General features: G+C 33.9%; 16 protein-coding genes. 11 read left to right on the forward strand and 5 right to left on the reverse strand.

All coding sequences use genetic code 11. The features are described 5' to 3' along the window. Position 1: 1 nt before the first annotated feature. From atpD to LrDSM24759_RS02770, 10 genes are all read left to right on the forward strand, one after another. A complete protein-coding gene (atpD, locus tag LrDSM24759_RS02725; protein WP_117117963.1) occupies positions 2-1,444 on the forward strand; it encodes a F0F1 ATP synthase subunit beta in 1,443 nt (480 codons plus the stop codon). Positions 1,445-1,455: 11 nt separating this feature from the next. Next, a complete protein-coding gene (locus tag LrDSM24759_RS02730; RefSeq protein WP_117117964.1) occupies positions 1,456-1,896 on the forward strand; it encodes a F0F1 ATP synthase subunit epsilon in 441 nt (146 codons plus the stop codon). Positions 1,897-1,941: 45 nt separating this feature from the next. Next, positions 1,942-2,172, forward strand: a complete 231-nt coding sequence (locus LrDSM24759_RS02735; RefSeq protein ID WP_117117965.1) for a DUF1146 family protein — start codon at positions 1,942-1,944, stop codon at positions 2,170-2,172. Between the two features lie 102 nt (positions 2,173-2,274). Continuing rightward, entirely contained in the window at positions 2,275-3,270 is a 996-nt protein-coding gene (locus tag LrDSM24759_RS02740) for a rod shape-determining protein (protein WP_117117966.1), read from the forward strand. A 1-nt stretch (position 3,271) separates the two neighbouring features. Continuing rightward, positions 3,272-3,454, forward strand: a complete 183-nt coding sequence (locus tag LrDSM24759_RS02745; protein ID WP_117117967.1) for a DNA-directed RNA polymerase subunit beta — start codon at positions 3,272-3,274, stop codon at positions 3,452-3,454. Between the two features lie 8 nt (positions 3,455-3,462). Next, positions 3,463-3,753, forward strand: a complete 291-nt coding sequence (gene yidD, locus LrDSM24759_RS02750) for a membrane protein insertion efficiency factor YidD (protein ID WP_306808391.1) — start codon at positions 3,463-3,465, stop codon at positions 3,751-3,753. Between the two features lie 8 nt (positions 3,754-3,761). After that, positions 3,762-3,989, forward strand: a complete 228-nt coding sequence (locus LrDSM24759_RS02755; RefSeq protein ID WP_117117968.1) for a DUF2969 domain-containing protein — start codon at positions 3,762-3,764, stop codon at positions 3,987-3,989. 19 nt (positions 3,990-4,008) lie between these two features. Further along, positions 4,009-5,199: an FtsW/RodA/SpoVE family cell cycle protein gene (locus LrDSM24759_RS02760; RefSeq protein ID WP_117117969.1), complete on the forward strand. Its 1,191-nt coding sequence runs from the start codon at positions 4,009-4,011 to the stop codon at positions 5,197-5,199. Positions 5,200-5,281: 82 nt separating this feature from the next. Then, positions 5,282-5,800, forward strand: coding sequence for a helix-turn-helix domain-containing protein (locus LrDSM24759_RS02765; protein WP_133297781.1), 519 nt, complete (start codon positions 5,282-5,284; stop codon positions 5,798-5,800). Then, positions 5,797-6,669: an IS3 family transposase gene (locus LrDSM24759_RS02770; protein WP_305775318.1), complete on the forward strand. Its 873-nt coding sequence runs from the start codon at positions 5,797-5,799 to the stop codon at positions 6,667-6,669. Before LrDSM24759_RS02765 ends, LrDSM24759_RS02770 begins: the two co-directional genes overlap by 4 nt. A gap of 55 nt (positions 6,670-6,724) precedes the next feature. Here the strand turns inward: LrDSM24759_RS02770 and LrDSM24759_RS02775 are convergent, their stop codons facing one another. From LrDSM24759_RS02775 to rpsD, 5 genes are all read right to left on the reverse strand, one after another. Further along, a complete protein-coding gene (locus LrDSM24759_RS02775) occupies positions 6,725-7,210 on the reverse strand; it encodes a universal stress protein (protein WP_117118071.1) in 486 nt (161 codons plus the stop codon). Positions 7,211-7,270: 60 nt separating this feature from the next. Beyond that, entirely contained in the window at positions 7,271-7,555 is a 285-nt protein-coding gene (locus LrDSM24759_RS02780) for a hypothetical protein (protein WP_117117972.1), read from the reverse strand. A gap of 305 nt (positions 7,556-7,860) precedes the next feature. Next, positions 7,861-9,165 carry a replication-associated recombination protein A gene (locus LrDSM24759_RS02785; RefSeq protein WP_117117973.1) on the reverse strand — a complete coding sequence of 435 codons (1,305 nt, stop codon included), beginning with the start codon at positions 9,163-9,165 and terminating at the stop codon, positions 7,861-7,863. 2 nt (positions 9,166-9,167) lie between these two features. Beyond that, complete coding sequence (locus tag LrDSM24759_RS02790) at positions 9,168-9,641, reverse strand: YueI family protein (protein ID WP_117117974.1); 474 nt, start codon at positions 9,639-9,641, stop codon at positions 9,168-9,170. 124 nt (positions 9,642-9,765) lie between these two features. Next, the gene (gene rpsD, locus LrDSM24759_RS02795) at positions 9,766-10,377 is read right to left on the reverse strand and encodes a 30S ribosomal protein S4 (protein WP_117117975.1); all 612 of its coding nucleotides are present in this window, start codon (positions 10,375-10,377) and stop codon (positions 9,766-9,768) included. 283 nt (positions 10,378-10,660) lie between these two features. Between rpsD and ezrA the strand changes: the two genes are divergently transcribed. Next, the gene (gene ezrA, locus LrDSM24759_RS02800; protein WP_117117976.1) at positions 10,661-12,394 is read left to right on the forward strand and encodes a septation ring formation regulator EzrA; all 1,734 of its coding nucleotides are present in this window, start codon (positions 10,661-10,663) and stop codon (positions 12,392-12,394) included. The last annotated feature ends 50 nt before the right edge of the window (positions 12,395-12,444 follow it).

A 12,444-nucleotide genomic window follows, 5' to 3' on the forward strand; every position in this document is an offset into this window, starting at 1 on the left:
TTTGAGTAAAGGCGAAATTAACCAAGTTATTGGTCCTGTGGTTGACGTTGAATTTCCAATCAATGATTCCTTACCAGATATTAATAATGCCTTGAAGGTAAAAAATAAAGATGGTAAGACCATCGTTCTTGAAGTAACGCTTGAACTTGGTGATGGTGTATTAAGAACTATCGCAATGGAGTCTACCGACGGTTTACAACGTGGAATGGAAGTAGAAGATACAGGTGCTCCAATTTCCGTTCCTGTAGGTGAAGAAACTTTAGGTCGTGTGTTTAATGTTTTGGGACAACCAATTGATGGTGGTCCTGCTATTGGTAAAGATGTTAAGCGCGAAGGCATTCACAAGGGTGCTCCTAATTATGAAGAATTAAGTACTAGTGAAGAAATCCTAGAAACCGGTATTAAAGTTATAGACTTGCTTGAACCATATATTCGTGGTGGTAAAGTTGGTTTGTTTGGTGGTGCCGGTGTTGGTAAAACAACTATCATTCAAGAATTAATTCACAATATTGCCCAAGAACATGGTGGTATTTCAGTATTTACCGGTGTTGGGGAAAGAACTCGTGAAGGTAACGATCTTTACTTTGAAATGAAAGCATCTGGCGTTTTGGCTAAGACAGCCATGGTATTTGGTCAGATGAATGAGCCACCTGGTGCGAGAATGCGTGTAGCATTAACTGGATTAACGATTGCTGAATACTTCCGTGATGTTCAAGGCCTAGATGTATTGCTCTTTATCGATAACATCTTTAGATTTACCCAGGCCGGATCAGAAATTTCAGCCTTGTTAGGACGTATGCCAAGTGCCGTTGGTTATCAACCAACTTTGGCTACTGAAATGGGACAATTGCAAGAAAGAATTACTTCTACTAAGAAGGGTTCAATTACTTCAATTCAAGCCGTATACGTTCCTGCCGATGACTATACTGATCCAGCTCCAGCAACTACATTTGCACACTTAGATGCAACTACTAACTTGGAACGTCGTTTAGTAGAACAAGGTATTTATCCAGCAGTTGATCCACTTGAATCAACTTCTAGTGCTTTAGACCCAGAAGTTGTTGGAGAAGAGCACTATCACGTTGCAGTTGAAGTTCAACATATTTTACAACGCTACCAAGAACTACAAGATATTATCTCAGTTTTAGGTATGGATGAATTATCTGATGAAGAAAAGCTTATTGTTCAACGCGCAAGAAAGATTCAATTTTTCTTGTCACAAAACTTCTTTGTTGCTGAACAATTTACTGGACTTCCAGGTTCATATGTTCCAATCAAAGAAACTATTAAAGGTTTCAAGATGATTATTGATGGTAAACTGGATGATCTTCCTGAAGATGCCTTCCGTAACGTCGGCCCAATTGAAGATGTAATCAAGAAGGCTAAAGAAATGGGTGTTACTCCTGAAGATCCAGATGCTAAAGCTATGTTGGAAGAAAAGTAGGGTGATGCAAAATGGCAGAACCAGAACATCTTTTGACAGTTAACATCGTAACTCCTGATGGTCAAATATATTCCCATCGTGCTGTTTATGTAGAAATGCGTGCTACCGATGGTGATATGACAATCATGCACGATCACATGCCAATTGTTGCTCCACTAGAAATTAGTGAAGTAAAAATACAACGTAGTCAAGAAATGAATCATAAACTTGATGAAATTGCAGTAAGTGGTGGGTATGTAGAATTTTCTAATAACGAGGCAACCATTATTGCCGGTAGTGCTGAACGTGCTGGTAATATTGATGCTGAACGAGCTTTAGCAGCTAAGGAACGTGCAGAAAAGCATATTGCTGAAGCTAAAGCAAAACATAACGATCGTGAAAGATTGGAAAATGAAATTGCTCTTCGTCGAGCTATTAACCGGCTCAACGTTCGTAAGCATTTTGGTCAATAGGATTTTTAAAGGCGGATTTAATCCGTCTTTTTTTATGGAGAAATTATGCAACAAATTGGAATTCATGCAATTGTCAGTATTTTGACATATTTAATAATGATTGGTTTAGCATTTAGAGCAGTTCAATCATTGAGATTAGATAAAATATTTAAAAAGGGACATAATTTTGAAATTCAACTTTTTCTTATTTTTATTGCAATCGCACTAGGATTTTTAGTAGGACAATTTTTTGTCACTCTTATCGATCAATCACTGTATCTTAAAGTTCTCTTTTAAAATCTAATAATTTAGTTAAAAATTGAGAAGTTATGAGTATTTCTTAAAGAAAGACACTTTTTGTGTTACAATTTTTAATGATTAAATACTGGAGGCACTATCGTGGCAAGAGATATAGGAATTGACTTAGGAACAGCAAACGTTCTTATCAACGTTTCTGGAAAAGGAATTGTATTAAATGAACCTTCTGTCGTAGCTGTAGACACAACTAATGATAAGGTTGTAGCCGTAGGAACAGAAGCATATAAAATGGTCGGTCGTACCCCTGGCAATATTAGAGTAATTAGACCGCTAAAGAATGGTGTAATAGCAGATTTCGATATTACAGGTGAAATGTTAAATTATTTCATTGAAAAACTCAATGTTAAAGGATTCATGTCTAAACCTAATATTCTTATCTGTGCACCAACAGGTGTAACTTCGATTGAACAAAAAGCGATCATCCAAGCAGCAGAAAGATCAGGCGGAGGTAATGTTTACCTTGATTTTGAGCCTAAAGTTGCTGCTGTTGGTGCAGGTCTTGATATCTTTAAACCTCAAGGTAACATGGTAATTGATATTGGAGGTGGAACAACAGATATTGCTGTTCTTTCAATGGGTGAAATTGTCACCTCACAATCAGTTCGATGGGCTGGAGATAAAATGGATCAGGCCATTATTAATTACATTAAAAATGAAAAGAATCTTTTGGTTGGTCAAAGAACAGCTGAACAAATTAAAAAACAAATTGGTACTGCCTTTGAACCTGATCCTGATACATCAATTACTGTTCGAGGAAGAGATATTGTTGATGGACTTCCAAAACAAATAACTGTTACGGCTCCTGAGATTCAGGGTGCGCTAAACGATGGCTTAATGTCAATTGTGGCAGCAACTAAAGAAGTCCTAGAAGAAACACCTCCAGAACTATCAGCAGATATAATTGATCGTGGTATCATGTTAACAGGTGGGGGAGCAATGTTATCAAATATTGATAAACTTATCACCTACTACTTACAAGTACCAGTTTTAAAAGCTGAAAATCCATTAGAGGCAGTTGCATTAGGAACTGGAACCTTACTAAAAAATATTGAAAATCAGTCAAAACGAAAGCATTAAAATGAATAATTGGTTTAATGGAGCAGCAATTCTTGCTCAACTAAAAAATATTGGAAAATATTTACTGCTACTTTTTATTGTAATGTTAATTGGAGCTTTTGTTGGATGTGGAGTTGCAAGTGGTAATCCTTTTAACCTCTTTTTCCCATCTACATGGATTCATTTCTTTCAATTTTTGAATTAGCTGATTTTATGATAAAAAAAATATTTATTAAATTAATAGTTCTCTATCAAAAAGTTATTTCACCAATTTTGCCACCATCATGTCGGTATTATCCAACATGTTCAACCTATATGATTGATGCGGTAAAAAAACATGGATTTCTTGCAGGATTTATCATGGGAAGTGCAAGAATTTTGAGATGTAATCCTTTTGTTAGAGGTGGGGTAGATCCAGTCCCGGATTTCTTTACTCTTAAAAGAAATCCTCATCCCGAAAATTATGAGGATGAAATTATTGTTCAAGCATTTCATAAAAAATAGGAGAAAGTATGTCAAGAAAATTAGAAAGTATTGATATTGAAGTTAATGAACGTAAAGGAGCCAACAATCCTACTTGGGAAGTTGTGATTCCTGGAAAACGTTCAATTGGTATTATCGAACAAGTAGAAGAAAAATATCATGCTGTTTCAAGTAAGAATAACTATAGTTTATATTCAAAAACTTTAGAGAGTGCAATTAACGAATTGCTCTCTTACTTTACATTGCATGAAAAGTAAATTTTAGTGGGTTTAATTTATGGCAAAAGTTGAAAATAGAATGAATTGGTATGACCGAATAGCATGGGGAATTGTAATTCCAGTAGTGCTACTTGCTCTTATCAGTTTGTATTCAATTTGGATTGCCGCAGCCAATGACCCAAAAATGGGAAGTCCCAAGCAAACAGTTCTTATTCAGGCTATCTGGTATTTGGTATCAATTGGCTTGATAGTGCTAGTGATGCAATTTGATGCAGAGCAGTTATACAGGTTGGCACCAATTGCATATGGTGTCGGAATAGTGCTTTTGATAGCTGTTTTGTTTCTTTACAACCGACAGGTAGCTGCTGATACGGGAGCAAAAAGTTGGTTCAAATTAGGACCATTAACTTTTCAACCTTCAGAACTGATGAAGCCGGCTTTTATTTTAATGTTAGCGCGAGTAGTGCAAAAACATAATACTGAATACAGTCATACCATAAAAAATGATTGGTTATTAATTGGTAAAATATTTGCCTGGTTGATCCCAGTAGCAGTTTTGTTAAAATTACAAAATGACTTTGGTACAATGTTAGTTTTCTTTGCAATAGTTGGAGGCGTAATTTTAGTTTCCGGTATTTCTTGGAAAATTATTATTCCTGTATATGGAACTGTATTTGTCCTTGGAGCCACGGCTATCATATTGGTTGTAACTCCTGGTGGCCAAGCAATATTAGGACATTTCTTCCGAGCTTACCAGTTTGAAAGAATTAATTCTTGGTTGGATCCGTCTGGTGATACATCCAAAGGGGCATATCAATTGTGGCAAAGTATGAAAGCAATTGGTTCAGGACAATTATTTGGACAAGGGGTTGGAAAAATCAATGTTTATGTTCCTGTAAGAACATCTGATATGATCTTTTCCGTAATTGGTGAAACATTTGGTTTTATTGGCTCTTGTGTGGTTATCTTTATTTATTTTTATTTAATTTTTCAAATGGTACAAATTACCTTTGAAACTAAAAATGCTTTTTATTCCTATATTTCAACAGGAATTATTATGATGATTTTATTTCACGTCTTTGAAAATATTGGTATGGGAATTGATTTACTTCCTTTAACTGGTATCCCATTACCTTTCGTATCTCAAGGTGGGTCAGCCCTGATCGGAAATATGATTGGCGTTGGATTAATATTATCGATGAAATGGCATCACAAAGATTACATGTTTTCTACAGCAGGTGATTTTTAAACAAAAAAAGCTTTGGATTTTTATCCAAAGTGAAGTTAACCCCCAAAGTTGGACAAAATGTTCAATTTTGGAGGTTTTTATTTTGACTAAATTTACTTATGAACAAAAACTAGCAGCCGTTAAATTATATCTTGAAGGTCAAAGTTCAGGAGAAATAATAAAAAAATTTAATATCGGAGAGCATGCTCAACTTCTTTTTTGGGTAAAACAATATAAAAGACATGGACCTAATATCCTCAATCCTAAGAAAAAGCATGAAGAATATAGTGGTGAATTTAAACTTAATGTTTTAAACTGGAAAAAACAATATCATGAAACTTATGAAGCAACTGCAGTTAAGTTTGGTATTTCAAATCCAGGCACTATCTATCAATGGCAAAAAGCTAAAGATAAAGGAGATCTTGTTGCTTCAAATAAAAAACGAGGTCGACCTCCATTGGTTAAAAATCAAAAGAAAATAAGTCCGCTGTCTAAATCAGAGCGTGAAGAATTAGAAAGATTAAGAAAAGAAAATCGTAGTCTCTTCATTGAAAATGAATACTTAAAAAAATTAGACGCCTTAATTCAAAACAGAGAACAAAACAAGAAGAACGGCAAATAATTAAAGAATTAAGGCAAGAATTTGGATTTAAGTTAACAGAGTTATTGCCATTAACCTCTTTATCTAAGAGCACATATTATTATCAGCCTCATGAACGTAAACAAAAGATTAGTGACAAAAAATTATTAACATTAATCTTAAAAATTAAGAAGCATAATCTGGGCTATGGCTATCTTAGAGTAACTGATCAGCTTCATCGTCTGGGACATAAAGTAAATCATAAACGTGTTCAACGGATTATGCATCAAAATCATATTTCGGGAAGAATTTATAATCTTAGGGCTGGTAAGTATGATTCTTCTAAGGGACCACAAGGTAAAAAGGCTAAGAATAGATTTCATCGAAAATTCAAAACAGATAGACCTTACCAAAAGATTGTCACTGACGTAAGTGAGTTCAGATATGGAAATATGAGTATGAATGAAAGAATCTATATCTCACCTTATAAGGATCTATGTGGTGGTGCAATAATTGGTTTTAGTATTAGTGATCATCCAAATACTGAATTTGTAATGGAAGGACTTAAGCAAGTAATTGATAAACGACCAAATCTAAATTATCGGATGACTATCCATAGTGATCAGGGAATTCAATATCAATCAAATAAATATAGAAATAAACTAAAACAAACAAAGATATTCCAGAGTATGTCTAGAAGAGGAAATTGTCATGACAATGCGGCTATGGAAAGCTTCTTCCATACTATGAAAGTTGAAATGTACTTTAATCAACATTATCAAACTAAAGAGAAATTGATCAAAGCAATAAAGAAATATTTAAGATATTACAACTTTGAGAGAATTCGCCATACATTAAAAGGCAAGACTCCAATGGAATATTGGAATCTTGCCTTAGAAAAATATATTTAAAACTAACGTCCAGTTTTAGGGGTTAGCTTCAAAGCTTTTTTTAATTTGTTATTAGTTATTTATTATTTTCTTTATTATTTTTGATATCTTCAGTTTGAGCAGCTGGTTCACGAATTACTAAGACGTCACAATCTGCTGTTCTAGTAACATATTCCGTAATACTCCCAATGAGGATTCTTTCTACCGCATTGAGTCCCGTAGCACCAATAATAATTAAATCAATATTATGTTCTTCAGGAAATTTATGCGCAAGGATGTTTTTTGGTGAACCATATTCAATATTATAGTTCACATTTTCAATACCAGCGTCTTTAGCTTCCTGATAATATCCTTTAATTCGTTCTTTAACATCTTTGGTAACTTGTTCAACCATTTCGGAATCAAAGCTAGAAATATCTTGGAAGGCTCTTGTATCTATTACATGAACAATCTCAAGTTCAGCTTTATTTCGTTTTGCTACTTCCACAGCCTTGGCAAAAGCTATTTTGGCTTCCTTTGAACCGTCAACAGCAACTTGAATGTGCTTATATTGTTTTAACATCATAAATCACCTCTCAAGTTCTATTTTACCAAAAGATAGAAAAAGCAATTAATAAAATGTCTATTTATTATATTTACTAAAACTAATAGAAAAAATTGAAATAGTTAGGGTAGCTAAAATAAGAGTAATAAAATTAAAATTTTTATTTAAAGTAAAAAGAATAATAATTCCAATGATACTTATAATTAAAAGGGCAATACTTGTTACTGTAAAAAGTCTATTTAATTTAGGATCATGATTAAAATTAAAAACTAAAAATTGCCCATGACGAACGCTCCAACGAAGATAGGCAGCAGTTAAAAGTAAAACCAAAATAAAAAGTATCATTACGATATAAAGAATCATGACAGTTTTAATCCTCACTAATAAAAAAAGCGGCAAGTTAAGTTGCCGCTTGGTAGATTTCAAAGAAAATCTGAGTTGCCGTTCTTGTTAATGACGCCTGTTGAACCCGTATAATGGTTAAAATCTGAGTTCACGTCGCAGTGAATATGGATCCTAGGACATAGCTAGTATTCCGATTCAGTAGTTATTCGCAAACTCTAACGTCAATTGTTTGATCGGTCAACTGTACTATTAATTTCACGATCAACTCAGACATTCATATTTTATCAGATAAACTATTTAAGTCAATCTAAACGTTTTTTACACTATTTGTTTTTTAATCCATCTTTTTGAAGTTTTGACAATGTTTCATATTGTTTTTTTAGTACCTTTTCATATTTTGAATTCCCTTTAGGTTTAAAATATGATCTCCCAACTAAATTATCTGGGAGGTATTGTTGCGCAGTCCAATCTCCTGGATAATCATGAGGATAAAGATAATTGATACCATGCCCTAACTTTTCGGCCCCTTTATAATGACTGTCTTTTAAGTGATCGGGAATAGGATCATTCTTGTTTTCACGAACATCAGCAAGAGCCGTATCAATGGCATTGATTGCACTGTTGCTCTTAGGAGAAAGACATAATTCAATTACTGCATTGGCTAAAATAATTCGTGCCTCAGGTAAACCTACCATGTTAGCAGCTTGAACTGCACTAGTCGTATGTTGACAAGCAGCAGGGTTAGCTAAACCGATATCTTCATAAGCAATGACAAGTAGTCTTCTGAAGATCGCCGGCAGGTCCCCTGATTCGCATAGTTGTGCCAAATAATACAAGGCAGCATCAGTATCAGAACCTCTAATGGATTTTTGAAAGGCAGAAACTAGGTCATAGTGTCCATCACCATTTTGATCATAGTTTTGAGATTTCATTTGAATGGAGTTTCCCATTTCTGCAGCATCAATTTTTATGTGGGAAGGCTCTTTTTTTTCTTGTTTTAACTCTTGATAAGTAGAGGTGACAGCAAGTTCTAAACCATTTAGCGTGGCGCGAAGATCACCATTCCCTTTATCAATTAACATCTGTAGAGCCGCATCAGTTAATTCTGCATGATATTTTCCCAAACCCTTTTCCTTGTCTACTAAGGATCGTTTGATTGCCTTTTCAACGTCATGGGCAGAGAGGGGATTCAATTCAAAAATTTGACACCGCGATCTGATTGCTGGCGAAATAGAGATATAAGGATTTTCGGTTGTAGCTCCAATTAGAATGATTTTCCCTGATTCTAACAGTGGTAATAAAAAATCTTGTTTAGTTTTATCAAGGCGATGAATTTCGTCAAGTAAAAGAATTACTGTTCCTGACATTTTACTTTCTTCAGCAACAATTTGAAGATCTTTTTTGGTATCAGTTGCAGCATTTAATTTGCGAAAAGCATATTTAGTTGAGCCAGCAATTGCACTGGCGATCGAGGTTTTTCCAATTCCGGGAGGTCCATATAAAATCATTGAGGACAGTAACCGTGCTTCAACCATACGACGAATAATTTTTCCTGGGCCAATTAAATGTTCTTGACCCACTACATCATCTAAAGTAGTGGGTCTCATACGATATGCGAGAGGTTGCATCTTTATTTTCCTTTTCTAAAAAGATTGCTAAAGAAACTATGCTTTTTTTGAGGTGGAGTAGGAAGCTGATCTGCGGATTTAATGGTTGGGGCATAAACTTGATTAATTGCGATTCTATATCGATTTATAGCCGTTTTTGCTACTACTAAAATTCCCGTTGCATCCGGTTCATCGATTGCAGTTTGATCATTGACTAGGGTGAATTTAATATTTCTTTTTGAGCATTCTTTCATTACGGTACTTACAAATTTTGATTGCGATATTTTACCATTAATTAAAATATTATAGGGTTGATAGTCATTTAAATGGTCTAAAAAAATCTTTTGTAAGATTGGATTTTGAGTTTGCGCTACAGTCATTCGTAAATAAGTACGTTCCCTTAATGAACCCAAAAATTTCCGCCGTTCATCAGGTTTAGTTTGGGGAGAAACTCCAGCCGCTGATTTTTCCAACCGATCATTTAAAGAGTCAGTCATTTAATAGCCTCCATTTAATATCTAATAACTACTAGTTTAACAGGGAAGATAAAATAAACAAAATAAGTAAATAAAAAAGGCCTTTTCAAAATTGAAAAGACCTTTTTGAAATGTAGACTTTGAATTAAAGTCTTTGGTTGTACCATTCAACAACAAGAGCTTCGTCGATTTCTGGGTTCATTTCGTCACGTTCTGGAAGACGAACTAAAGTACCAGTCATCTTGTTATCATCAAATGAAACATAAGATGGGCGAGATGAAGTTGCTTCAAGAGCATCCTTAACTTGTTGTAAGTTCTTTGATTTTTCTCTTAAACTAATTTCATCTCCGACGTTAACTTCGTATGAAGGGATATCAACACGTTGGCCATTAACTAAAATGTGACCATGGTTAACAAGTTGTCTAGCTTGTTCTCTAGTAGTAGCAAGACCTAAACGGAAAACAACGTTATCCAAACGTCTTTCAAGTAAAATCATGAAGTTAACACCGTGTTTACCTTCACGAATCTTACCAGCACGAACGAATAAGTTTCTAAATTGACGTTCGTTTAATCCGTACATCCAACGTAACTTTTGCTTTTCGTGTAATTGTTGACCATATTCTGAGATCTTAGCACGATTGTTAGGACCATGGTCACCAGGTGCGTAGTTACGACGGCCAATTTCTTTACCTGAACCAGAAAGTGAAATACCTAAACGTCTTGAACGTTTCCAACTTGGACCAGTATATCTTGACATAAATAATATCCTCCATTTAATTAATAAAAAATTCTGGAGTAAAATATGAGAATAAGTTCAACATTCGTGCATCTTAAGTTGTAAGTTTCACCCAGTGCAGCGGCGGGTTACTCGTTCACTCAACGTCTTAAGATGTTGACGTTCTTGTCACTTATTGCTGCAAATATTTTACACGAAGACTATTATACGAATTTTTACTATATTAATCAAGGAAAACCAGATGATTACTATGTGTATCTGTTTTATTTTGCTATAATTAAAATAATAGTAATTGGAGGAAATTATGTCATCAGCACAATCATTATTTATTATTTTGCTAATTGTAATAATTATTGCGGTGGTTGCAAGTGTAGTAATTATTAATAAGTATTTTGGCCGCCAGATTTCATTGTTAGATGAACAATGTGATCAATTAAATGATGTTGAAATTAAAGAGGACATTAAACGTCTAGAAAAAATGGGCTTGGCTGGTAAAAGTTTAGAGACTTTCCAGCAAAATCGTGAAGCTTATCAGAAAGTGATCACTGAAAAAGTTGGTGTTTTGCAACATTTACTAGAACAAGCTAATGAAGCAAATGAAAAATACTCTTTATTTAAGGCTTACAAGTATATCAAAGAAATTCAGACTGTGTATGAGGAAGCCAAAGCAACTTTAGCTAAGAGCAAAAAAACTTTAAAAGATTTATTAGAATCAAACAAAGATAATCAAAAGAAATATGCTTCATTATTAAAGGATTATCAAGAACAAAGAAAGAGCATCTTGGCAAATTCCTTTGAATTTGGAAGTGCTTTTGATGAGTTAGAAAAAGAATTGACGATTTTGGAAGAAAATTTTGAAGCAGTTAAAAATCTAACTAATCAAGGTGACCATGTTGAGGCTAAGACTGTTCTTGATCAAATTGATAATAGGCTAACTGAATTAAAAGATGAACTTCCACAAATTAAAGATTATGATGACGAATTGAAGACTGTCTTTCCGCCTCAATTAGATGAACTTACTTCTACTTATAAACAAATGCGCAAAGATAAGTTCATGATCAATGAAGTTGATGTTTTAACAACAATAAAAAATTTACGTGATCAAATTGAAACAAGCCAGAATGAGCTAGCAAAATTAGAGTTATCTAATGTAAAAAAGACTAATGATGAAATTTCTAATGAGATTGATAATCTATATGATATTTTGACTAAAGAATTTAAAGCTAAGCCTTTTGTAGTTAAAAATCAAGATAAACTTTTCCAGGTCTTAAGTCATATTAGTACTAGTTCAAATAAATTAGTTGCTAAGTTAGAACACATTGATGAAAGTTATGAATTAAATCATGGCGAATTAAAAGAGGCTAAAGAATTAGAGAGTCGGGTTAAACACTTAAATGGGGAATTCGAAGCAGATTGTCAAAAACTAGCTGATGGTGAGGGAGTTTACTCAGAGATTGAAGGTAAATGGCTAGGAATGCTGCAAGAATTAGACCAAATTGAAAGTCGAGAAAAACAAATTTCAGATGATGTTGATGGTCTATTTGATGCAGAAAAAATTGCTAATGACTCAATCAATCAATTTAAACAAAGAGTATCCTTAATTTATCGTAAAGTTGAACGCCGTCGTCTTCCTGGTAAACCTGAAGGTTTTGTTCAACTTTATACTTTGGTTATCAAGGAGATTACTCAAACTAGTGATGAACTTGATCAGGTTAGAATTAATTTAGAGAAAATTTCTCAAGAATTAATTCAAATTCAAGAAGATATTGATCGCTTACAAAAAGAAGCAGATGAAATTATTAATTCAGCTGATTTGTTTGAACTAACAATGCAATATTCAAATAAATATGCAGGGCAAAAAGAAATTGCGCGTGCACGTAAAGAAGCATATGATCTATATAAAAATAAATATGCTTATAAGGAAGCTTTGGATACTATTGCGACTGCACTTGAGAAAGCAGAACCAGGTGCATATCAAAGAATTGAAAAAGAATATTACGCTGAATTAAATGAAAATAAAGATAATGATGAAGATTAATTGATTTTTTACTAATTTTTAGTTAGTATCTTATTAGTTATATAACGGCC

It is taken from the genome of Lactobacillus rodentium, assembly GCF_003423665.1.
Taxonomy (GTDB): Bacteria; Bacillota; Bacilli; order Lactobacillales; family Lactobacillaceae; genus Lactobacillus; species Lactobacillus rodentium.